The following is a 21,692-nucleotide window of genomic DNA, read 5'->3' as shown; positions in this document are numbered from 1 at the left end:
ATCCCTTTGATATGGGATTTTTTTATGCGCCGGACTCACTCTGTTCTTGCTGCGTGAGCTCTTCTAATCTTGTTAAAATTCTTCGCTTTCGGTATTGCATCATGCCTGTTTCGGCAATTCCTTTTAATTGTGAGCGGTTTGAAACGGCACCAAACAAAATTCCGGCGATGGGAACAAGTTGAAATAGTTTCTTCCAGCCGAACGAATCCCGGTAATTATAGACGACCTCACGCCACCCTTGGATTTGGGAAATCATGTTTTCATGCTTACCTTCGGATGCATGATAGCTTTTGAGTTCTTTTAGAATCGATTTCTTTCCAACGACATCCGCGGAGTTCAGCTGCAAGCATTTAATGATGAAGACCCGCTCGTCTTTGTTTTTAGGATCATAGCCATAGGTAACGGCAATATCCTGTAATGTTTTCAGGGAGAGACCCAGGACCGCAGGGATATCAGCGGCTAGCGTAAACATTCCGCCGACACCAGTTGTCGCCCCTTGTACCGTCGCGAGATTCGTTCTGTTTTTCCCCATATGTTCACTAATGGCATCCATCATTTCGATCGGGGCCTTTCCAATATCCTCTATGCGCTGAATGGATTCGTCTGCACATTTCTTTTGAAATTGATGAATGATGCCTTTTTCCGACGTCAAATAGGCACCGCCAGATTGAATGTAATGACCCATTTCGTCTAGCAGCACACCGATTTTTTTCTGAATAAAAGCAGGCGTCAGCTTGTCCAGCATTTGAAATGGAAGGCGGCTGAGCTTCTCCCAAAACCATACCTTTTGCTGGTCTTTCTCCCACTTTTCGATCTCCTTTAATTGTGCTTTTAGCCATTCTCTTTCCTCCATGTCATACGCCTCCTTAGATGCCGCTGAAGTATTTGTCTGTTATTATACACAATCCTTGTCCATCATACGTATAGAACATTGAAGCGGTTCCGAAAGGTTTTAATCTTTTTCAAAACGGTTATTGCTTAATAAACAAACAAAAGAGGAGTGATCAACATGTTAGGATTTCTAATTTCATTAGTTGTGGCGATTGTCATTGGTCTCATTGGGAGTGCACTCGCTGGAGGCAGTGTACCAGGAGGATGGATCGGCTCAATGATTGCCGGGTTTGTAGGCGCTTGGATTGGTCATGGATTACTTGGAACGTGGGGTCCTAGTCTGGCAGGCTTTGCGATCATTCCAGCGATCTTAGGAGCAGCCATCTTTGTCATTATTTTAAGCCTGATCTTCCGCAGCGTGGGATCAAGGGTATCTTAAAAAAACAAATAACAGAGGAAGCAGTAGGGACACCGTCTAAGAGGCGGTGTTTTTTATGTTGCGCGTTGACAAGGTATCTATTTTTTTCACTTACATATGATAAACAAACCTATTAGTTCAGATAGTTGACTTTTCATGAAGATGGGCATATGATGATTAAAAATTGCATGAAGGAAACTTTTTGTGCCCAAGCAAAACTTTGTAGAATCTAGGTGATGACATATGACAAACAAATACATCGAGGCACAGGCACACATGTCAGCGGCAGCTGAACGTGCACTTGAAGGTAAGGTCAAAGGATTTAGAAGGCTTCTTCCTTTTCTAGGCCCTGCTTTTATCGCTGCCATTGCATATATTGATCCAGGGAATTTTGCCACCAACATTGCGGCTGGCTCTAAATATGGATATCTTCTCTTATGGGTCATTCTTATATCAAATCTCATGGCGCTGCTCATCCAATCCTTATCCGCAAAGCTTGGAATAGCGACAGGGAAAAACTTACCTGAAATCGCACGTGAAGAGTTTCCAAAACCCGTCTCCATTGGTTTATGGATTCAGGGCGAACTCGTTATTATTGCCACAGATTTAGCTGAATTTATTGGAGCGGCACTTGGTTTATACTTGCTCTTTCGGATTCCTTTGCTTGAAGCATCTATTATTGCAGCCATCGGATCATTTGCGATTTTAGAATTGCAAAGAAGAGGATATCGAGCATTAGAAGCCGGCATCACTGGCATGCTGTTCATTGTCGTGATCGCTTTCGCTGTGCAAACCTTTGTCGCCAAGCCTGATATGGCAAGTGTCGCAGGCGGGCTTTTCATTCCAAAATTTGAAGGCACAGATAGTGTACTGCTTGCAGCTGGAATTTTAGGTGCCACTGTAATGCCGCACGCGATCTATTTACATTCAGCATTAACCCAAAGAAGAGTCGTCGGCAGAACGGAAAAGGAGAAAAAACAGATTTTCCGCTTTGAGTTTTTAGATATCCTCATTGCGATGCTAGTCGCTGGAGCCATCAATGCCAGTATGTTGATTGTGGCAGCCGCTCTATTTTATAAAAATGGTCTCTTTGTTGAAGATCTGGATGTTGCGTTCCAGCATTTTAGCACACTCGCAGGTCCTGTATCAGCTATCTTATTTGGTGTAGGCCTGCTTGTAGCAGGACTATCAAGCTCTTCTGTCGGTACATTGTCAGGCGATATCATTATGCAGGGTTTTATTCAATACCGCATTCCACTGTATGTCCGCCGGCTGATTACCATGATTCCCCCTATTGTGATCATTGCATCTGGGGTGAATCCGACATCCGCACTTGTGATGAGTCAGGTGGTGTTATCCTTCGGTATTGCCTTTGCTTTAATTCCGCTCATTTTATTTACAAGTAAAAAACGAATTATGGGCGAATTAACGAATGCCCGCTGGGTAACAGGAATATCTTGGGTGATAGCAGGTCTTGTTGTCGCACTCAATCTCTTTTTAATTGTGGATACGTTTATGTAAAAGACAGTAGTGATGCTGTCTTTTTCTTTTCATATGGTTATGGTAAAATTCCCCTGAGAGGATGTGGGCACATGTTTTTTTATCAAGATCAAGAGATATCCATGCGGCTGCTTGAGCCAAGAGACGCACGAAGTCTATATTTGCTCATTCAGCGGTCAAGAGAGCATTTACGTGAATGGATGCTTTGGGTGGATTCAACGAAAACAGAAGAAGACAGCATGGCGTTCATTCAAGGCGCAATGCAGCAAGCCATGCAAAACAACGGTTTTCAAGCGGGCATCTGGTCACATGGAGAACTTGTCGGGATCATCGGCACCCACCAAATTCATTGGATCGACAGGACTGTTTCAATTGGCTATTGGCTCGGAGAAGGCTATCAAGGAAAAGGCATCATGACAAAAGCGTGCAAAGCAGTCATTCATTATTTATTTGAAGATTGTGGACTGCACCGCATTGAAATCAGGGCTGCTGTCGATAACCTGAAGAGCAGACGCATCGCAGAGCGATTATCCTTTTCGCTTGAAGGCATTTTGAGACAATGTGAATGGCTGGGCGACCGCTTTACGGATCATTGTGTATACGCCCTTTTGCAGCCTGAATATATGAAAGAAAAAACGCATTCTATGAATCAGCCCACGTAATTGTGTCGATTGCATGAATTATTTTACAAAGTGAAGCTTTGTAGTATCGATTGCGATCAGCATCTGATAAAATAGAAGGAAAAATCGAGGTATGAAGTATGTCTCTTATTATTTTATTTTACTTATGGATTGTCCCTTTATTATTTGGCATTTTCTTCTCATTCTTAACAAAGAAAGCCACATACAAACGCCGCTTTGTCCCATCATATAGCATGGCAGGACTCAGCATCGTTTTTCTCATTCTGGCACTTGTCTTTTCAGCCAGCCATTTTCTATTCATTTGCGGTATGTTCCTATTTGCCACCACCCTTGTCGGCACAGGCATCCCTTTATTTTTAGCCTTTACAAAAACACCATCATAAACAAAAACCACCTTTTCGCAATGGAAAGGTGGTTTCTTTTTTATTGATTTGGCATTCTGTAAGTCACAGTGGCATCATGATTGGCTTCAATTACTTTCACAATGTCTTGAAGGATCTCTGCTGCACGATCGTTTGAGTCATACTTACCGAGCGTCTTGACCCAAGTATCGCTTCCTGCGATCATCCCTTCAATCTTTTTGCCGGCTACTGTGATTTCGTGGACATGAACGAAACTTTGCTGGTTTTGTGTGAAAATCCATAGCATGGTTTTAGCTCCTTTTTTGTGGTGATTGGATTAGTTTAACATGTAATTTCCAATTATGAGTGGGTGATTGAGTTTGCAAGTGCATTTTCAGTTTAAAAAACCTTGATATTTCGTAAAAAAATCAAGGTTAACATAGTATCGTAATCTTTTAGTTTTTATGTCATCATTTAGACGTTAAAATTACATAGGTTCTTTTACTGGCAAAGCTCCATTCATTATTCTTTTATTAATTGTTCACTTTCACTCATCAGACATAGCATCGTCGTAATCCTGTAATTCTTCCATTATTTCTTTTAATCGCTCAATACTATTGATCAATTCATCGTAAGAAATTTCTTGATAATTAAATATTCCTTCACCATATTCATCACTATCAAAGATTTTCACATCCGCTCCCAAATTCAGTAAAGCATCAACTAATTCCTTTAAATTTTCCATACTATCAATATCATTCGCATCCGTTTCGGAAAAAAAGTCCTTGTTTTCAATCCCACTTTTTATATCTGTAATTCCTAAACCGGTGTACTTTCTTAAAGGTAATACATATTTATTAATTGGACCTTTTGAGCTTATCTTAATAGCTATCTTACTCATATTTTTCCTCCCTATTAAAATTCCTCTAAATAATCTGGATTAACAGGTCTACCAGGTGCATTTTTGCTATAACTCCCTCCATGCCAACCCTTTAAATGTTCTCTTCCAGTCACAGGATAAATTAATTCTCCTCTATTACTGATATGTGGATAATTCATAGCATTGTAAGTATGGTGTCCGATAATGGATTTCCCATTATATTGTGGTTTTTTGCTTTTTAAAATCTCTTGTTTTTGTTCATTAGTCCAATTCCTTGTTGTAGATTCTCCATCTAAAATTCTTTTCTTTTCTTGTTTCCAGAATTCGGTAACCCCTGCAGCCCTTCTTTTGGAGAATCTTTTATCCCATTGATATCGTTTATACTCTTCCTTTGTAACAGTACGATTTTCAATCTTTTCCTTTATTTTCTTCTGCTGATTCCGACTTAACGATTTGTAAGGTGTAACTTTTGTAGTTAAATCTAATTCTACTTTCTGTACCCTCTGAGCAATAATTTCTTCACCCACTGCTACTTTTTTATTACTCAAAGTTTTTTCTGTACTCTTAATCCCCATCTTCCCATGAAACCCTTTAGCCCCAAACGGCAAAAGCATTCCAAGCGCCGCATTCATACTTGCTTCCTGCTGTTCTTTTGAGATCTTGTTTCCAAACATGTCTCGGCCTGTGATCGCTTCGCTGAAGCCGTTGGTGGCGGTGAGGCCATACAAGCCTTTTTGAGATGTTTTCAGGGCGTCAAAAGATTTTTGCGATGTCTTGTAGATATCGACCGCCCTGACTGCGGCTGATGTGGCTTGGGTGGTTTTATAGACTGCTTTTCCGCCTTTGAAAATGCGGCCTGCCCAGCCGACGATTGGGATGTAGCCTGCGGCTGCCATGCCGCCTGCAGCGACTCGCTGGCCTGCGGTGAGTTTCTCTCCTGTGATTGGATCAACGCCTGTTGCGGCACGTTTTGCATCGTTCACGCCGGTCAGTTCATTCACGATGTTTCCACCATAATCGAGGGCTTTTTCATACCAAGGGCGGTTGGCGAGGGCTTCTTGTTCCTTTGCGATCTTACGGGCTTCTTCTTGTTCTTTTTTGATTTTCAGATATTCAGAAGTTTGCTTCTCAATATCGCTCTTTGCCTTGTAGATTTCGCTATTTTGATACGCTTTCTTGTCAAAATTCATAGGCGAAATCGCTTTTCCGTCATTTGTCGCATTCATCATTTCAGCGTACAATGCCATTGTAGCTTGCTGTTCCGTCTCTGACAAAGCATATTCGTCTTTTAAATTTTGATCAAGCTCTCTTAGTTCTTTGACCGTCTTTTTTCGTTCATCTTCCGCATCTTCTATTTTTTCATCAAAGGTTTGGCTATCAAATACCTCTAGGGAAATGAGGTCATCAATGTCTTGAAAAATCGTTTTGAGTGCCTTTTTTTGATCTTTCACAATGCTTTTGGCATTCTTAATGCCCATATGTACTGCGTTGTCTAAAAAGTGTTCTTCTACAAAGGTATCGCCGCCAAAGCTCGTATCATCCAGTGTCCCAGAAACACCTTCATGAAAGGCTTTTTGCTTATCAATGAAGCTGATAAACATGTCTACATTTCCAGCAAGCTCTTTATAAAAGCTTTTAATGTTATCGGCTCCTTTCCCAGTGAAATCATCACCGAGATTGGCCACACCTTGTAATGACTTTTTTAAATCTACCATTTGTTCGCGGAGTTCCTGATAGTGTTTTGCCCTTGTATCCATGGCACTTGTTAGTGCTTTTGCATCAAGTATCTTACCCAGAAGAAGTCACTCCCTCCATTATTGATCATAAAGTCTATTTTACCTTTCTCAGCGAATTGGAAAAATAGGCTTTAAGTTACAAAAATAATTTCCAAATATTTTTAGAGGGAATAAAACAAGTGATAATTGAAATGTTTTTTCCTTTCAGCAAAAAAAGTCAGTCCTCTTTTGAGAGGACCGACTACATTTTGTTTAGAAAAAGCGTTTTAAACTTTTCTTGAGTGGAGGGATATCCAGCTCGCCTTTTTCAAAGAATTTTTTCAGTAAGTACTTACTAAAACCAGCTGCTTGTGTGTACGTAATTTTCCCAGGTAACGGCGGTTCATTGGTGACAGCAACATCAATAATGACGGGTTTATCTGATTGAAGGGCTGTATCAAAGGCTGGAGCTAGTTCTTCATGTGATGACACGGAGATTCCTTTGCCGCCACATGCTTCTGCGAACTTAGCAAAATCAATATCTTCCAGCTCTATACCATAATTGATGTTTCCTTTTACCTGTTGTTCATATTCGATCATTCCAAGGTTGTTGTTGTTTAAGATCACAACAACGATCGGCAGTTTATATTTTACCGCTGTCACAAAGTCTTGCATGACCATTGTGAAGCCACCATCTCCGCAGACAGCAACCGCTTGACGATTCGGTTCATTTAACTTAGCAGAAATCGCTCCAGGCAAACCACAGCCCATTGTGGCAAGCCAGCTGGAGATGATGAAATCCTGCCGTTTCATTTCGAAATGGCGGGCCATCCATACGGTTACATTCCCTACATCAACAGAAAGAATGGCGTCGTCTTCAACTGCTTCTTCTAGTCTAGCAATGACTTGCTGCGGTTTAAGTGGTGATGTGGCAACGGATTTTTCCTTATCCATTTCTTCTCGCCATTTCATCATATGCTCTGTACAAGCTTCAAGGAAACCACGCTGCTCTTTATATTCAATGTAGGAGGTCAGTGCCTGCAAACCACTCTTGCTGTCACTCACGATTCCTACGTCTACTGGATACCTTTTACCGATTTGATCTGGTTTAATATCCAGTTGAATGGCAGGTGTGTCCTCTGGTAAGTAGTCTCTATATGGAAAGGAAGTTCCAAGCATAATTAAGAGATCACACTCTTCCATCGCTTCATAAGCTGGCTTCGTTCCAATTTGACCTAGGTTTCCTAAAAAGTATGGATGCCTGTCTGGCACAACCCCTTTTGCAGGAAGTGTGATGACGATAGGTGCAGCAGCCTTTTCTGCAAATGAAAGAAGCTCTTCTTTTGCATTTCGTAATCCTTTACCTGCTAAGATGACTGGCTTCTCCGCATTGTTAATTAGCTGTGCTGCCTTTAGCAGTTGATCTTTCTTTGGACGTACTTCTCCCTCAACATAAAGAGGAGATGTATAAACTGGCTTACGCTTAATTTTTTGAGAAAATAAGTCATCTGATACGGTGAGAACAGCCACCCCTTTATGGGTATAAGCTGCTTTAATGGCTTGATTCAATAAATCAGGCAGAGCTTCTGCTGTTTGTACCTGCTGATTAAAGACAGCGACGTCGTCAAACATCCGCTCTAATTTGATTTCTTGAAATGTGTCTCTTCCTACTTCATTCGACGCAACCTGCCCTGCAATTGCTAAAACGGGTGCGCCATCTGCTTTTGCATCGTATAGTCCATTTAATAAGTGGACAGCACCCGGTCCAGCGATGGATAAGCAGACACCGAGCTTACCTGTTAGTTTGGCATCAGCCGCTGCTGAGAGTGCCGCCACTTCTTCATGTCTCGTTTGTATAAATTGTATTTGGCTTGATTCATGCCTAAGCTCTTCAATCAATTCGTTTATGCTGTCGCCGGGCATTCCATAAATATGTTTTACGCCCCACTCTTCCAGTAGCGCTGTTACTTCTTTTCCTGCGGTTCTTTGCGGCATGTGAGAAAACTCCTTTTTTCTTACTCCATACCACCGCACCCTTTTGATCAAACGTTTCAACTTGCTGCTACTTTTTAAAATGATATGGAAGGGTGGCGACCACAATATCCCGTTTCCATAATAGACGGAATCTTAATAAAAAGGCAGATTGGTTATGCAAGATCGTATGCCATCTTTTTTTCGGGATAAATTGAGGCACAAGCACCATCACTTTATATTGATGCGCATTTGCTTTAGCCTCAACTGTTTCAAGAAATTTATCAAGCGGATGAATAAGACTTCGATAAGACGAATGCAATATCACAAGCCGCACACCGCTGTTCAGTTTTTCCCAATCCGCTTCAATTTTCTTATCTTTTTCTTTATCAAAAGATACATGAACTGCTATGACTTGCTCTGATAAGGATTTTGCATATTGAACAGATTGTTCGACGACTCGTGTTACTCCTGCTATTGGCACGATGACCACATTTCCTTTAATCTCAACAGGCTCTGTTTCATTCATTAAACGCAGTTGTTCTCCGACAGACAGATAATGCTTTTTTATGGAATGAAAGATCAATAGCACAATTGGCATGAAAACAAATACTGGCCATACAAGATGGAACTTGGTCAAAATGAGAATCATGAGAACCGTGAAAGAAATCAGTGCTCCGACTATATTGATAGGCATTTTCGTTTTCCAGCCCTGCGGTTTTTCACGAATCCACTTCACACACATACCGGTCTGTGACAAGGTAAATGGAATAAATACACCGACAGCATATAGCGGAATGAGGTGTTCCGTTTTCCCATCAAACAACCAAATGAGCAGCATGGAAGCTACACCTAAAAAGATAATGCCATTAGAATAACCAAGTCGATCCCCTCTTACTGTAAACATGCGCGGCATATATTTATCCTTTGCTAAGTTGACCGCCAATAAAGGAAAGGCGGAAAAGCCGGTGTTTGCCGCTAATATCAAGATTAAAGCTGTGACAGCCTGAATGACATAATAGAAAAATGTACGTCCAAATGTATCTGATGCAATTTGTGATACAACCGTTTCTTCTGGCTTTGGTGAGATGCCAAAACCAAACGCAAGCAATGTCACACCCACAAATAAAACAGCTAGTAATCCACCCATCATCAATAATGTTCTCGCTGCATTTTGTGCAGCTGGTTTTTTAAAGGATGGAATGGTATTTGAAATGGCTTCTACCCCAGTCAGTGCTGAACAGCCAGACGAAAATGCTTTTAATAAAAGAAATAATGTAATGCCAGGTACATGTGTGCCGATCGCTGTATGCTCAGGTGCTGGAGGCACACCTCCTGTTAATAATTTAAAGCCGCCGACTCCAATTAATATAAGGAGTGATATGACAAACAAGTATACGGGATAAGCCAAAATAGATGCTGATTCTGTCAATCCACGAAGGTTGAGCACCATAATCAAAATGACCAATACAATTGAAATCAGCACATGATATGGGTATAGTGCCGGAAAAGCCGATGTGATGGCATCGGTACCCGCTGATATGCTCACTGCTACAGTCAGAATATAATCTACAAGCAATGATCCGCCAGCGACCAGTCCTGGCTTTTCACCTAAGTTTCTGCTAGAGACGACATAAGCCCCTCCGCCTTCTGGATAAGCATAAATAATTTGGCGGTAAGATAAAATTAACGCCATTAAAAGAATTAATACACAACCTGCAATCGGGAGTGAGTACCAAAATGCTGCTGCACTAACAACGGAAAGAACAATCAAGATTTGTTCTGTACCATATGCAACGGATGACAATGCGTCTGATGACAATAATGCCAACGCTTTGATTTTTGATAGTTTTTGTTCTCCTGCTGCCTGTGATTTTAATGGTTTCCCAATTAAAATACGCTTCATCAAACTGTACATGTGATGCCCGCTCCTTTAGTGTCAAAACGATTTAAGTTACAAAAGATGGATCGCCAAAAAGACACAGAGGCAATAGAATGCCCCTGCGTCTATTGTTTAGATCACAGGTTGGTCTTTGCTCTCTTTAACGCTTACGAGGTTAGCTGACGGATTCGGGCGCATGAGACTTTGCCCTACCTAAAAAGGATTCACCCCACGTGGTGTCCTGCACCACTAATGGTTCCCCCGCTCATTGAAATGATTCAGCGATTGGTCTTTTATAAAAGAGATCATACTCCCGTTTGACACCAAAGTAAAGACATTTTTTCAAGGTCTTTTGATCGTTTATCAATCAGTCTTTTTGCGGTTTTTTCGCACGAAATAAATAATCAGCCCAACCACAAAAATAATCAGCGCAGCGATACATGCAAAGTAAATCCAAGAATCATCGATGCCTTGCTTTTCATCTTTTTGGAGATCATTTGTTGTGCTGCTGACCGTTTGATGATTAGAGAACATGTCTTTGTTTTTGCTCTCGATTGCGACTGTTGCCGTTTCCGTATTTGTTTGCAGGAAATGAAGCACTTCATGTGAAAGATCAGCGTCAGCTGCATTCATTCCTGAAAAGACGGTCATTGTCTGTTCTTTATTCCATACAGATGGCTGCGTCCATACAATACGAGCAGTCGTTTCGTTGATCATGCCAAAGGAGGATACATCATACTGATCCTTTTTCACTGGAACGATGAGATCGTCTGCCTTTTCTTTTAAAAGAGAGAACGTTTGAATGCCTCCGATGAAAATGAGAGAGTGATCTTTCAATTGATCATTTGTCACATTTGAAGCTTTGATCAAATGATATTGGGCAGCTTCCGGCTGACTAAATGATTCTGTCAGCATCGCCATTTGATTGATCGTTTCTTGCTTGATTTGATCTGGAATGACGATCAATGTTTTTCCTTGCTGCGTTTTTGATGTGAAAGGAAGCGGCCATGCGGCTAAATCCGGTGTATCACTAGTCGTACCTTCTGGTATTTGAAGAGAGCTGTTCTTATCAATGTAAATCCAGCCTTCTTCATCCGTATGTCTGCAGGATTCCATGTTTTTAAAGCCTGTAGTAACAAATTGCAAATCAATATATTCGTTCTTTTGGAGTACTTGTGAATCTACTGGAATTGACACATGATAGAATCCATTCTCATCTTTGTTTCCTAGTTTTGTTAACGGTACATCGTGTGGTTCGTTATTGATCATGACTGTTAAGCGTTCCGCTTTGTTCGCTATATCAGATTTTTTAAATGATAGATTTAGCTTTGCACCTGATTTTTGATTAGCGATCAATGCCTTCGGATAATAGTAATGTTCAGACGACGTTTTCTTGGTTCCAACTGTGACATCCTCTCCACCGAAATCTTTTAAACGAATTTGATGAGATGGTTTTGATGCTTTAGCCGTAACCTTTTGAAGCAGTAAATCGCTACCAGTGAGCTGACCAGTCAGTTCTGGTTGAGTTAGGACATTGATTTTTTCAGCAATTGTTTTTGGCTGCTTAGCAGTGACAAATAAAATAGGCTGTTCTTTTTTCTTTCCTGTCAAGGTTCTCACCGCTAATGTGAGCTGATTGCTTGCTGTTTTCATTTTCGCAGCTTGCTCGATCGATTTCACTCGTCCATCCCAGTTTCCTTTTGCTCCCACAGCAATCGTTGGATGCGCGATTTGCTTGATGTCCTTTTCTTGGACAATTTTGAGGTCTGCTTGGCGGTCTTTGTTTTTCAATGTACGGTATACTTTCATAGCCGCTTCTAATTCAGCTGCTTCCGGTGAATTTGGAATCACGATATCTGTTTGTTCTTTCTGATCACCTGTTTGAATGAAAGGTGAAGGGAAGCTGTCTAACGTCACGTCTTTCGTTTGAGTTCCTTTGAAAGTCAGCTCACTTTCAGGATATACTTTCAGCCAGTTGGCAGGTGTCTCTTGGTTGATACACACACCTTCTTTTAACACGCCATAAAATGCGAGCTGAATTTGATGAGAACCTTTTTTCAATTGCGATTTGCTTAATTTGATTTGAATTGATTTCTTTTGGTTTTTCCCTGATACGGGAATGGTCTTTTCAATCTCTCCATCGATCATGACTGTGAACGAAGATGGCGAAATGAGTAATGGTGAAGCCTCTATATTCAATGTAAGGATGCTAGACTCTACTTTTTCTTTTTCTATTTGATAGGAAAATTCAGTGCGGTCTTCTTGTCCATACAAGGTCACTACATCTTCTGATAAGTGCTGCGTTTCTGTCTGGCTTCCTTTAGATGAGCGAATCCAGTCATCTTTCACTTGTACTCGATTTGATTGCGCCATTGCTTGACCCGCCATAAAAAAGGGCTGAATGGCAAGGGATATCATCAATATAAAAATCATCCATTTTACCGATTTCAATTTGTCACCCGCTTTTCTTTTGTTGTTGATCGTAACGCTCGGTTTTGTACCATTTCACTTCTTGTTTGAATAATCGGCTCTTTGCCTCTACACATAAGGAGTACACGACTAGCGCAATCCATACTTGAGAATAAGTGAAGTACATGAGTGCCACAATGAGTATATTTTGTTTGGTGAGCTCTGTTTTCTCAATGCTTAATGTAATCATCACTTCTGTTAGAAAGAGGAAGAAGGCCAATCCCCACAGGATCAGTGCAACAGCTCCTACAGATAAGTGAAGGTCAACAAATAGGTTCACGATAAAGATCCCATTTGAGAGCAGGACACCGAAGAAAAATAAGAAATACGTAAAGAAGAAATAAAACAAATCGAAAATCATTCGTTTTCGTTTCAGCTTCATAAACTGCTTTAAAAATTTGAGTACAACATATTGATTGCCTCGTGCCCAGCGCGTTCTTTGCCGCCACCAGACTTTCCATGTCTCAGGCTCTTGTTCCCATGTAATCGCAGCCGGGAAAAATCGAATGACATAGCCAAGGTTATAGACTCGAATCGTTAATTCGGTGTCCTCAGCTAACGCATGAACATCCCAGCCGCCAAGCTCTTCTAAAATGTGCCGGCGGATGGCGAAGTTGGTGCCTGGTATTGTCGCAATGCCAAACCACTTCCATCTTCCACCCTGCGCCATCCATTGGAAGCAGATGGTCTCAATATTAATAAATTTGGTCAGGAGATTTTTGGCTGCATTGATAACCCTGAATTTCCCGACAACAGCGCCTGCCTTCGGGTCATTCAATAAACCAAGAACCAAATGATAGACGGCCTTTTGTTCAGGCATGTTATCTGCATCGTATACGCAGATGACTTCTCCTGTTGAAGCCTTTAAGCCTTCATTCAGTGCAGTGGATTTTCCCTTTCCTGCAAATGGCGGCTTCGTTTCAATCATATGGACATGATCATATTGCTCACTGAATGACTGCACGATGTCCCCTGTGCCATCAGAGGAATTGTCATTAATCACAATGATTTCAAGAAGATGTTTAGGATAGGATAGCTGCACCATTGCTTTTAGCGTTTGCCGGATGACAACTTCTTCATTATGAGCAGGAATTAGAATGCTGACGGTCGGCAGCTCTTTCCCTTGTTTCGTCCATTCAGGCAGCACTTTTTCGTAGGTCAGGTAGTGCTGAAAGCCGCCCTGCATGAGAAACATGTGGTATAGGAGCATGATCCAAATCAGTATTAATGAAAGATAAAATAAGACATCAGCCACCTAATTTTCTCTCCTTAAAAATTCGTTTTTTCATTGTCAGTCTTAAATACAATGTGTAAAATGCAAATGCCGCAATAAACAGCATCACCACGACTGTTAGAATTCGCAGCATATTTTCCATACCGCTTCGTTTGACTGTTGTGGTTTCCGCTCTATTGGATTGTTCTACTTGAATATGTCCATTCCCTGATGTTTTGATCTGTACATGTGATGTTTGGACTGTTTGTTTTGTTTTCTTTAAATCCAGCCATTCACTAGAAGGAATTGCATCCATCTGCATCATCAGATTCTGCAATCCAGTTATTCCGGATTCCACATCATAGGACAGCCCGATTGCGGCTGATTGAAGATGCTGGATGGATTGAATCTTTTGTTCTAATAAAATATTTGAACCTTCTTGGTCAGACGCTGGCTCTACTGATTGCTGAGGATATAAGGTCATACCATGAAGCATGGCGGGTTTCGTCACGAGTGGCGGAGCACCGGCTGTTTTCCACGTATGGTCCGACAGCTGTACCTGTCCAAACAGACTGGACACATGCCTTGATATCACTTCATAGCCTTGTTGAGATATGGCATCATGCGGCACCTCGAATGCCAGTGGATAGAGACCTTGCTGCGCAAGAAACTCAATACCTTTTGTCAGTTTTTCTTCTGTATAGATGGTTTCTTGCTGCTGATTCGATCTCGTATAAGCATGGAAGTCTTTCTCATTCGAAAAATGACTTTCACTTTGCTTCTTCTCGGCTTTTTTTGGGTCATTTGACGTAATGGACTGATCATTCTTTGCATCCCAGAACTCAAAGTCCTGACCAGAATCCTCTGTTCGATACGTACGGCTAAATCCATGAAGAATAATGCTGGCTCCATTACTTTGCAATTGTTTTAACACTTTTACGAGCTTCGGGCGGTCACTCAGTGTCACTTCATCGCCTGTTGTTCGATCCACCCAAACAGGGGTTACCGCTATCAGAAACGGGATATGCCGAGTGGATACATATTGTCCAAGCTCAAGCAGCTTCTTTTCGTCAGTGACAGGACTGATGTTCCCAAGCCTTAAGTACTTTGTGGTCAGCTGATCAGAAGAAGGCAGGTGTTTTTCTAGCACTTCTGCAAGAAGCTCATTATGCTGCACGACATTTAAGATTCCAATATAGGCCGCACCTTCCTTTGTTTGAATCACAAATGGAAGATCAGCTTCATGCTTCTTCAATAGAAATTCCCTTTGCAAGTCTGCCCCTTGAACCGTTAACGCAATGATCCTTTTCTCTAGCTGACGGTAAGTGGGATCATCTGTATATTTGATTTGACTCGTGTGTTCTTGTTTATGAAAAGTAAGCTTGGAAAATGGGCGCAGCTGGTCCGCATTGTATCCAATGGCTATGATCTTCTGTGCTTCGTTCATTACACGAATGGTCTGTTTTGGTAAGGTTCTCTTTATTTCCCCTAGATAGATGACTTGCTGAAATTCGCTGATCTTCTTTTCAGCCAAATGTTCATCAGATACAATCGTCGTCTGTTTGGAAAAATGTCCGGCGAGTAGATCCAGCATATGCACTGCTGGAGTCGCTTCTCCCGATTCTGTTGAATAAACGATCAGGGTATCTGGCTTGGCAAGAGCGTCGGCTGAAGCCATGTGAAACGAAAGAATGAAAAAAAGAGCGATCATCAAACAGCATTTCATTATAGAATTAAAGTTCATTCATCATCATCTCTTTTTCTAGTTCTTCTAAAAATTGCTCTGGCGTACGATAATCCGAACTGCTTGTTAAATGACAGACATGAAAAGTCAGGGTGACTTCACGACCGTTTAACAGCACATGCTTTTGCAATTTATCTTTTAGCTTCTCAAGGACGACAGAGACATTCTCTTCTGGTGTGTGAGTAAGCAGCAATCCTATTCGTTCTTCGGATAATCGAAATTTCTTATCAGTTTCTCTGACACTTTCGCGGATCTTGATACTTAATTGCTGAAATAGGTGCTGCATTTCTTTTTCTCCATATAATGATTTGAATTCCGCTGCATAATGGATATGAAGAAGGATAAAAACGAATGGCTGTCTGTAGCGTTCTGCCCGTTTCATTTCCTCGGATAATTCCAGCTTCATCCGATCTGCATTGTCAAATCCAGTTGTCGAGTCAATCGCCACAAATTGTTTCATCGCCTGCTTTTGTTGTTCTATGGTGTGACGCATCGTCTTGATTCGCTCATGCAAGCTTCCTGCTGAAATCGCGAAAAAGAGAAGAGCTGCGCCCCAAACCACCACATCCTGCAATGTTTGATTGGAAAAGAAGGGATTTGTGTGGCCAAGCTCTGTAAAGAACATAGCACTTCCTATAAAGAACAGCATTAGCAAGGTAAAAATTAATGCTGGTAAGATGCCAAATAAAATCCCGCATCCTAACACGACAAAAGTCAGTGTGATCATCAAAAAGCTCTCTGCATCAAGTACGCCAAGGTAGCCCATAAATAAAATAAGACCTGCAAACGTGAGGAGCAGAGAATAATATAAACGATACGTATTACTGAATAACCGATTCATTAAAAAGCTCCCTTTCTGCAATGAGAGGCAATAAGTTGTCAAATGAGTGTGTGTCTTTTTCGTTCATGTATCCTCCATAATAATCCTTGAGAGGATCTTGAATTTGTAATTCTTTCATGCGGTCATACACCTCTTTTGCGAATTCCGGTTCGTTTCGTTTAAGAGCATACAAGATGACCAGCGCATATACAGAAGGCGATTCATACGTCACTGATGGCTGCAATGTGCTCAGTTTATATCTACCGTACAGCTTTCCTTCTTTTTTAAAAGTCGTTTTAAGCCATTTCATGATCGCGGACGTATTCACCTTTGCACGATCAGCATGTAGAGCCGTATAGAGTTGATCAATCATATTGATTTCTCGATCAAATGAATAGGCTTTTTTCTTTATGTCATAGGATTTAGGAAAGAATCCTTTTTTTCTCGGTGCTTGTTTTAGAATGGTCAATTGGTTACTCGTCATTTGTTTCGTGAATATTTTGAGGGATTCCAATTCTTTGATTGCTTTTGGGTCTAAATATGAGAGTGTGATTGTGTGTGAAGTTCGATTTGTTGATGCATCATAATAATCGGACAAGATGCCTCTATACATATTTTTGTCTTTTAACGCTTGTGCGATTTCTTTTGCTGTGGTTTGATACGCTGCATTCTTCCATAAACGATCTGCCTTTTGAAGTGCCGCCACTACCCGTAAATCATCAACTAAGGCATTGGCCTTACTTTTTTGATCAGATTCGATTTGCCAGCTGAGAAGATGATGGTCTAGTAAAAATTCATCTTGCAGGACACCAAATTGTTGGTCAAAAGAATTTTGGTCTTTTTTTCGAACAAGATAATCCATCCAAAGCCCAAGCGATTCAGATAAGTAGATATGCTGCTCTGCAAATGAAGTGCGAATCATGCCTTGATCTGTCATGAGGTGATGAGTAATAAAATATTCTCCAGGCAATACAGGCTGTGGTGATACTGGATAAGCTGATTCCTTCTGCTGCTTCCAGGTACATCCGCCTAGTAGAATGACAATGAGTAAAACAATACCTATGCGATGTATGGGTGTATCCATTCGTGTCCCCTTTCAACTCCCGTTCTCTTAGCATTCCAACGATTTATTATAGATTGTTTCTGTTTAAATTTAAATAAATATTTTATACCAAATTACGAGTCTTTTCGCATAGACATTCCCATTTTCAGAAAAACAATATGTCGATATGCTTGATTACATTGGAAAACCCATGCGTTTCCGCATGGGTTTTTATAATACTATTGATCTAATTTTAATTTCTTTAATTGCTCAGCCAGTGCGTTATTGATTGGTTCTTCCACTTTCTTTTGTTTCTTCATATATTTAGACACATCATGCTTACTGGCTCTCTTTTGATTGGATTGTGATTTGCGTTTTTCGAAAACAGACAGTTTTTCTCTATGGCCGCACACACAAGCGAAGATTTTGCCATCGCCTTCTCCGCGCAGCTCGAGCTTTTTATGGCAGTTCGGGCAGCGTGCGTTTGTTTTCTTCGCCACATTTTTACGATGGCCGCATTCTCGGTCTTGGCACACGAGCATTGTGCCATGTTTTCCGTTCACTTTCAGCATAAGTTTTCCGCAGTCCGGACAATGGGTGCCAGTGACATTGTCATGCTTAAAGGTTTGGTTCGTCTGTTTGATTTCAGATACGGCTTGTTTTGCATAGGACTTCATTTCACTCATGAATTGAGAAGCCTTCAGCTGTCCTTTTGCGATTTTAGAAAGCTTTTGTTCCCACTCTGCTGTTAATGCTGGAGACTTTAAGTCTTCAGGCACTAAGGAGAGCAGCTGCTTCCCTTTCGATGTGATGAAAATATCTTTGCCCTTTTTCTCGATTAAGAAGCTGTTGAACAGTTTCTCAATCATATCGGCTCTTGTGGCTACTGTCCCTAGTCCACCTGTTTCACCAAGGGTTTTCACTAAGTCCTTTTCCTGATTTTGCATGAATGCCGCTGGGTTCTCCATTGCAGATAGCAGGGTTGCTTCATTAAAACGAGCAGGAGGTTTCGTTTCTCCTTTTGTTTCTTTCAGCTGGCGTACTTCAAGTGATTGCCCTTCGGAAAGTACCGGCAGATGCTGATCTGCTTCGGCTGATTCCTCGTCTTCATAGGATTCATCATACACGGCTTTCCAGCCGGCTGATTGCACGGTTTTTCCTTTTGCTGTGAATGTTTCACTGCCTATTTTGGCAATCACCGTTGTTTCCTCGTATTCAAAAGGATTCATGAGTACAGCAAGGAATCGTTTGGCAATAAGATCATATAATTTACGTTCTTTATCACTTAATGCACCAGGATACAGCTCTTCCTCGGTTGGAATGATCGCATGGTGATCTGACACTTTTGCATCGTTGACGAAGCCTTTGTGTGCTTTCACGCCTGATTGTAAAATGCGGTTCACATGCTGTGCGTACGGTCTGACGTTCATTCCTTTTAACCGATCTTTTAATGTAGGAACGATATCCGCTGAAATAAATCGTGAATCTGTACGCGGATATGTCACAAGCTTATGCTGCTCATACAACCGTTGAAGCGTAGATAATGTTTCTTTCGCCGAGAAGCCATAGCGTTTATGCGCATCACGCTGCAATTCAGTCAGGTCGTACAGCCCTGGAGCAAAAGCTTTTTTCGCTGTTTTTTTCAATGCATCGATCACTGCTGGTTTTCCTTTACAGCCTGCTAAGCGCTCTTTTATGACATTCTCTTGGAATGTGCGGTTTTGCTTTGTTTTGGCATCCTGCCAGGTCAAGGTAAGTCCATCTACTTGTGCAGTCAATCCATAGAACGGCTTCGGCTGGAATTGCTGAATGTCTTCTTCTCGTTTGGCGATCATGGCAATCGTTGGTGTCTGTACCCGTCCGCAGGAAAGCTGTGCATTGAACTTGGTCGTCAGCGCTCTTGTTGCGTTGATCCCTACAATCCAGTCTGCTTCTGCACGTGCAACCGCCGAGCGATACAGGTTATCATATTCTCTGCCGTCTTTTAATCGTTTGAAGCCTTCTTGAATGGCTTTGTCCGTAACAGATGAGATCCATAGTCGTTTTAGCGGCTTTTTCACATGTGCTTTTTCAAGAATCCATCTTGCGACAAGCTCCCCTTCACGTCCAGCATCTGTTGCGATGACAATATCTTTTACATCTTTTCTTGCAAGCTGCGCTTTCACTGCTTGAAATTGTTTCCCTGTCTTTTTCATAACAACAAGCTTAAGCGGCTCTGGAATGATCGGCAAATCCTCTAAACGCCAGGATTGAAATTCTTTTCCGTAGCCTTCTGGATCAGCCAGTGTGACCAAATGGCCAAGCGCCCACGTTACAATGTATTGATCTCCTTCTAAAAAACCATTTCCTTTTTTATGACACTTCAGCACACGCGCTAAGTCACGTCCTACTGAAGGTTTCTCTGCTAATACAACTGTTTTTGACACTAGATTTCACATCTCTTTCTTCTATCCATCCTTTTATTATAGCAGACGTGGAGATGTGGTTCTAATGACTAAAAAATTCAATGATCTTCTAGAAAATAAATTCTGATCATGTTATATTTAATTAAATTATTTTACAAATCAGGAGTAATTTATGAAAATATTTAATGATTACATACACAATGTATCTTTTTTTGATCTCTGCTGGACATCTCTTCTCTATTTTATTACTACTCTAATATTATTTTCTGAAAATGAATATTTATTACTTATCTCTATACTATTAATCCCTTTTACATGGATATTAAAAATAGTTAGTATAGTTAATTCATTCAAGAATTTCAAAAATATAGACATTAGTGAACCAGGGTTTAAATCAGATCGTGTAGCTAGAGGGAAAACCTATATATATATTTCTGTATTAACTTTGATTTTAGGATTTATAACATTTAAATATCTTGGTTATAATTATTTTAGCAATTTTCATACGATTTCTTTCTTCTGCTTTATTATCTGTTTGTTTTTTAGTGGGCTTGCAATAATTAAAAATAGTTATATTTTCAGATTTTGTTGTATTATTAGTGTAACTTTTTTAGGATTATTCACATTACTTTTAGTTTTTGTATCTTTGTTATCTTTACTTATCACTTTTTTACCCTTAGAAGCTAGTAATAGTAACCAAAACTTTTATACAGAAATTTATAATGTATTTTCGCTAAAAACTTTAATTATTCTATCATTTGTAGTAGAAAACTACTCATACGAGTCTATAATACTATCCATCTACTCAACTGTATTTTTATGCATAACTGTACTTATCCATCCAGCATATCAACTTGAGCAATTAAGTACAGCTTTTAAAATAAGCAATATCACTTTAACCTTAAGCTCTTTAGCAATCTTTTTCTTTGTAAGTATAAGTTTTTCACCAATTTCTTTATTAAACGAACTTAAAAATTTGGAATACTACAAGGATACTGATATCGCAGTGATTCAGAATAATTTCTCTAACTTTAAAACATATTTAAGTGATTTTTCCAAAGCGAATATTATAAGTGTTGGTACAATTCTTTTTGCACCATATGTAGTGGGAATCTTAATTACATCTTTTTTACTTGATCTAAGGTTAAAGCAAACAAAAAAAGTTTCTGCAAATATCTTAGAAAAATCCATGGTATTAGATCTTTCTTATAAAAATGAGCACTTTATGACGAAAAAATACTTTTACTACAATGGCGACAAAAACCAATGGAAAATGCATAATGATTTAAACACTTTAAAAAGGAACAATCTGAATAGATCCAGCATAAAAAAGACATTTTTTAAAAATAACATGAACATATTTTGAATTTTTCGTAGATTTCAGCATGTCCAGACGATCTTTCGTTTATATTAGAAGATGAGAAACTAGCTTTTATACAGGAGGATTTGTATATGCATACAAGTATTAGCCGTCTTCGACAGGCGGGTTTTATTGAGGGTATGTCTCTTTTAACCCTTCTTTTAATTGCCATGCCTCTAAAATATTTTGCGGATATTCCGATGGCAGTCACTATTGTAGGCTCTCTTCATGGCGCATTGTTTGTCATCTATATGCTCATTTTGGCATATGTGACTTTTAAAGTTCGCTGGCATTTGAAATGGTCCATCGCTGGTTTTTTTGCGGCTTTCATTCCTTTCGGTAACTTCGCCTACGATAAGGTGCTCCGCCAATATGATACAAAAGCTTAATCAAAAAGGGCTAAAACGACATTCGTTTTAGCCCTTAGTCTTCACGCTGAAGCGTCCTGATAAAGGAACGC

Annotated in this window: 18 protein-coding genes and 1 riboswitch; of the genes, 6 read left to right on the top strand and 12 right to left on the bottom strand. The window is 40.4% G+C overall.

The genetic code is table 11. The annotated features are described in order from the left end of the window. Positions 1-22 precede the first annotated feature (22 nt). Positions 23-853: an EcsC family protein gene (locus MHI23_RS02500; protein WP_087976904.1), complete on the bottom strand. Its 831-nt coding sequence runs from the start codon at positions 851-853 to the stop codon at positions 23-25. Between the two features lie 156 nt (positions 854-1,009). On the opposite strand from MHI23_RS02500, the gene MHI23_RS02495 reads away from it, so the two are divergent. The 4 genes from MHI23_RS02495 (at position 1,010) to MHI23_RS02480 (ending at position 3,773) form a co-directional block, all read left to right on the top strand. Further along, a complete protein-coding gene (locus tag MHI23_RS02495) occupies positions 1,010-1,270 on the top strand; it encodes a GlsB/YeaQ/YmgE family stress response membrane protein (RefSeq protein WP_024427360.1) in 261 nt (86 codons plus the stop codon). Between the two features lie 222 nt (positions 1,271-1,492). After that, on the top strand, positions 1,493-2,770 hold the full coding sequence (locus MHI23_RS02490; protein WP_224427122.1) for an Nramp family divalent metal transporter: 1,278 nt from the start codon (positions 1,493-1,495) through the stop codon (positions 2,768-2,770). 71 nt (positions 2,771-2,841) lie between these two features. Continuing rightward, positions 2,842-3,411: a GNAT family protein gene (locus tag MHI23_RS02485; protein ID WP_024427358.1), complete on the top strand. Its 570-nt coding sequence runs from the start codon at positions 2,842-2,844 to the stop codon at positions 3,409-3,411. Between the two features lie 98 nt (positions 3,412-3,509). After that, a complete protein-coding gene (locus MHI23_RS02480; RefSeq protein ID WP_008346966.1) occupies positions 3,510-3,773 on the top strand; it encodes a hypothetical protein in 264 nt (87 codons plus the stop codon). A gap of 40 nt (positions 3,774-3,813) precedes the next feature. On the opposite strand, the gene MHI23_RS02475 is transcribed toward MHI23_RS02480, so the two are convergent. The 11 genes from MHI23_RS02475 to MHI23_RS02425 all read right to left on the bottom strand — a co-directional run bounded on the left by MHI23_RS02475 (position 3,814) and on the right by MHI23_RS02425 (position 19,893). Next, positions 3,814-4,038, bottom strand: a complete 225-nt coding sequence (locus MHI23_RS02475; protein WP_306654758.1) for a hypothetical protein — start codon at positions 4,036-4,038, stop codon at positions 3,814-3,816. 240 nt (positions 4,039-4,278) lie between these two features. Further along, complete coding sequence (locus tag MHI23_RS02470) at positions 4,279-4,632, bottom strand: hypothetical protein (RefSeq protein ID WP_024425366.1); 354 nt, start codon at positions 4,630-4,632, stop codon at positions 4,279-4,281. Positions 4,633-4,646: 14 nt separating this feature from the next. Next, positions 4,647-6,407, bottom strand: coding sequence for a T7SS effector LXG polymorphic toxin (locus tag MHI23_RS02465; protein WP_342492464.1), 1,761 nt, complete (start codon positions 6,405-6,407; stop codon positions 4,647-4,649). Between the two features lie 192 nt (positions 6,408-6,599). Next, positions 6,600-8,321 carry a pyruvate oxidase gene (locus MHI23_RS02460; protein ID WP_342492252.1) on the bottom strand — a complete coding sequence of 574 codons (1,722 nt, stop codon included), beginning with the start codon at positions 8,319-8,321 and terminating at the stop codon, positions 6,600-6,602. Between the two features lie 67 nt (positions 8,322-8,388). Continuing rightward, on the bottom strand, positions 8,389-10,215 hold the full coding sequence (locus MHI23_RS02455) for an APC family permease (RefSeq protein WP_025093601.1): 1,827 nt from the start codon (positions 10,213-10,215) through the stop codon (positions 8,389-8,391). A 113-nt stretch (positions 10,216-10,328) separates the two neighbouring features. Beyond that, positions 10,329-10,473, bottom strand: a riboswitch (cyclic di-AMP (ydaO/yuaA leader). 69 nt (positions 10,474-10,542) lie between these two features. After that, positions 10,543-12,630, bottom strand: coding sequence for a cellulose biosynthesis cyclic di-GMP-binding regulatory protein BcsB (locus MHI23_RS02450; RefSeq protein WP_342492251.1), 2,088 nt, complete (start codon positions 12,628-12,630; stop codon positions 10,543-10,545). 4 nt (positions 12,631-12,634) lie between these two features. After that, positions 12,635-13,903, bottom strand: coding sequence for a glycosyltransferase (locus MHI23_RS02445; protein WP_024427352.1), 1,269 nt, complete (start codon positions 13,901-13,903; stop codon positions 12,635-12,637). After that, positions 13,896-15,605 carry a DUF2334 domain-containing protein gene (locus MHI23_RS02440; RefSeq protein WP_342492250.1) on the bottom strand — a complete coding sequence of 570 codons (1,710 nt, stop codon included), beginning with the start codon at positions 15,603-15,605 and terminating at the stop codon, positions 13,896-13,898. Before MHI23_RS02440 ends, MHI23_RS02445 begins: the two co-directional genes overlap by 8 nt. Beyond that, on the bottom strand, positions 15,595-16,446 hold the full coding sequence (locus MHI23_RS02435; RefSeq protein ID WP_342492249.1) for a GGDEF domain-containing protein: 852 nt from the start codon (positions 16,444-16,446) through the stop codon (positions 15,595-15,597). The genes MHI23_RS02440 and MHI23_RS02435 overlap by 11 nt, the downstream gene beginning before the upstream one ends. Further along, entirely contained in the window at positions 16,427-17,509 is a 1,083-nt protein-coding gene (locus MHI23_RS02430; RefSeq protein WP_125587514.1) for a glycosyl hydrolase family 8, read from the bottom strand. Before MHI23_RS02430 ends, MHI23_RS02435 begins: the two co-directional genes overlap by 20 nt. Positions 17,510-17,706: 197 nt before the next feature. After that, positions 17,707-19,893: a DNA topoisomerase III gene (locus MHI23_RS02425; protein ID WP_342492248.1), complete on the bottom strand. Its 2,187-nt coding sequence runs from the start codon at positions 19,891-19,893 to the stop codon at positions 17,707-17,709. A gap of 151 nt (positions 19,894-20,044) precedes the next feature. Here MHI23_RS02425 and MHI23_RS02420 point away from each other — a divergent pair, with 151 nt between their 5' ends. Further along, on the top strand, positions 20,045-21,238 hold the full coding sequence (locus tag MHI23_RS02420) for a hypothetical protein (RefSeq protein ID WP_317222196.1): 1,194 nt from the start codon (positions 20,045-20,047) through the stop codon (positions 21,236-21,238). A gap of 86 nt (positions 21,239-21,324) precedes the next feature. Beyond that, on the top strand, positions 21,325-21,621 hold the full coding sequence (locus tag MHI23_RS02415) for a DUF3817 domain-containing protein (RefSeq protein WP_008347156.1): 297 nt from the start codon (positions 21,325-21,327) through the stop codon (positions 21,619-21,621). The last annotated feature ends 71 nt before the right edge of the window (positions 21,622-21,692 follow it).

The organism is Bacillus sp. FSL M7-0003 (assembly GCF_038628485.1).
GTDB classification, from domain to species: Bacteria; Bacillota; Bacilli; order Bacillales; family Bacillaceae; genus Bacillus; species Bacillus safensis.
Note: the sequence above shows the minus strand (reverse complement) of the source record. Positions and strands in the feature narration are given on the sequence as shown.

What these genes read in the sequence shown, in the direction of transcription:
- MHI23_RS02500 (WP_087976904.1), bottom strand. Translation starts at nt 853, where the DNA reads ATGGAGGAAAGAGAATGGCTAAAAGCACAATTAAAGGAGATCGAAAAG.
- MHI23_RS02495 (WP_024427360.1), top strand. Translation starts at nt 1,010, where the DNA reads ATGTTAGGATTTCTAATTTCATTAGTTGTGGCGATTGTCATTGGTCTC.
- MHI23_RS02490 (WP_224427122.1), top strand. Translation starts at nt 1,493, where the DNA reads ATGACAAACAAATACATCGAGGCACAGGCACACATGTCAGCGGCAGCT.
- MHI23_RS02485 (WP_024427358.1), top strand. Translation starts at nt 2,842, where the DNA reads ATGTTTTTTTATCAAGATCAAGAGATATCCATGCGGCTGCTTGAGCCA.
- MHI23_RS02480 (WP_008346966.1), top strand. Translation starts at nt 3,510, where the DNA reads ATGTCTCTTATTATTTTATTTTACTTATGGATTGTCCCTTTATTATTT.
- MHI23_RS02475 (WP_306654758.1), bottom strand. Translation starts at nt 4,038, where the DNA reads ATGCTATGGATTTTCACACAAAACCAGCAAAGTTTCGTTCATGTCCAC.
- MHI23_RS02470 (WP_024425366.1), bottom strand. Translation starts at nt 4,632, where the DNA reads ATGAGTAAGATAGCTATTAAGATAAGCTCAAAAGGTCCAATTAATAAA.
- MHI23_RS02460 (WP_342492252.1), bottom strand. Translation starts at nt 8,321, where the DNA reads ATGCCGCAAAGAACCGCAGGAAAAGAAGTAACAGCGCTACTGGAAGAG.
- MHI23_RS02455 (WP_025093601.1), bottom strand. Translation starts at nt 10,215, where the DNA reads ATGTACAGTTTGATGAAGCGTATTTTAATTGGGAAACCATTAAAATCA.
- MHI23_RS02440 (WP_342492250.1), bottom strand. Translation starts at nt 15,605, where the DNA reads ATGAACTTTAATTCTATAATGAAATGCTGTTTGATGATCGCTCTTTTT.
- MHI23_RS02435 (WP_342492249.1), bottom strand. Translation starts at nt 16,446, where the DNA reads ATGAATCGGTTATTCAGTAATACGTATCGTTTATATTATTCTCTGCTC.
- MHI23_RS02430 (WP_125587514.1), bottom strand. Translation starts at nt 17,509, where the DNA reads ATGGATACACCCATACATCGCATAGGTATTGTTTTACTCATTGTCATT.
- MHI23_RS02420 (WP_317222196.1), top strand. Translation starts at nt 20,045, where the DNA reads ATGAAAATATTTAATGATTACATACACAATGTATCTTTTTTTGATCTC.
- MHI23_RS02415 (WP_008347156.1), top strand. Translation starts at nt 21,325, where the DNA reads ATGCATACAAGTATTAGCCGTCTTCGACAGGCGGGTTTTATTGAGGGT.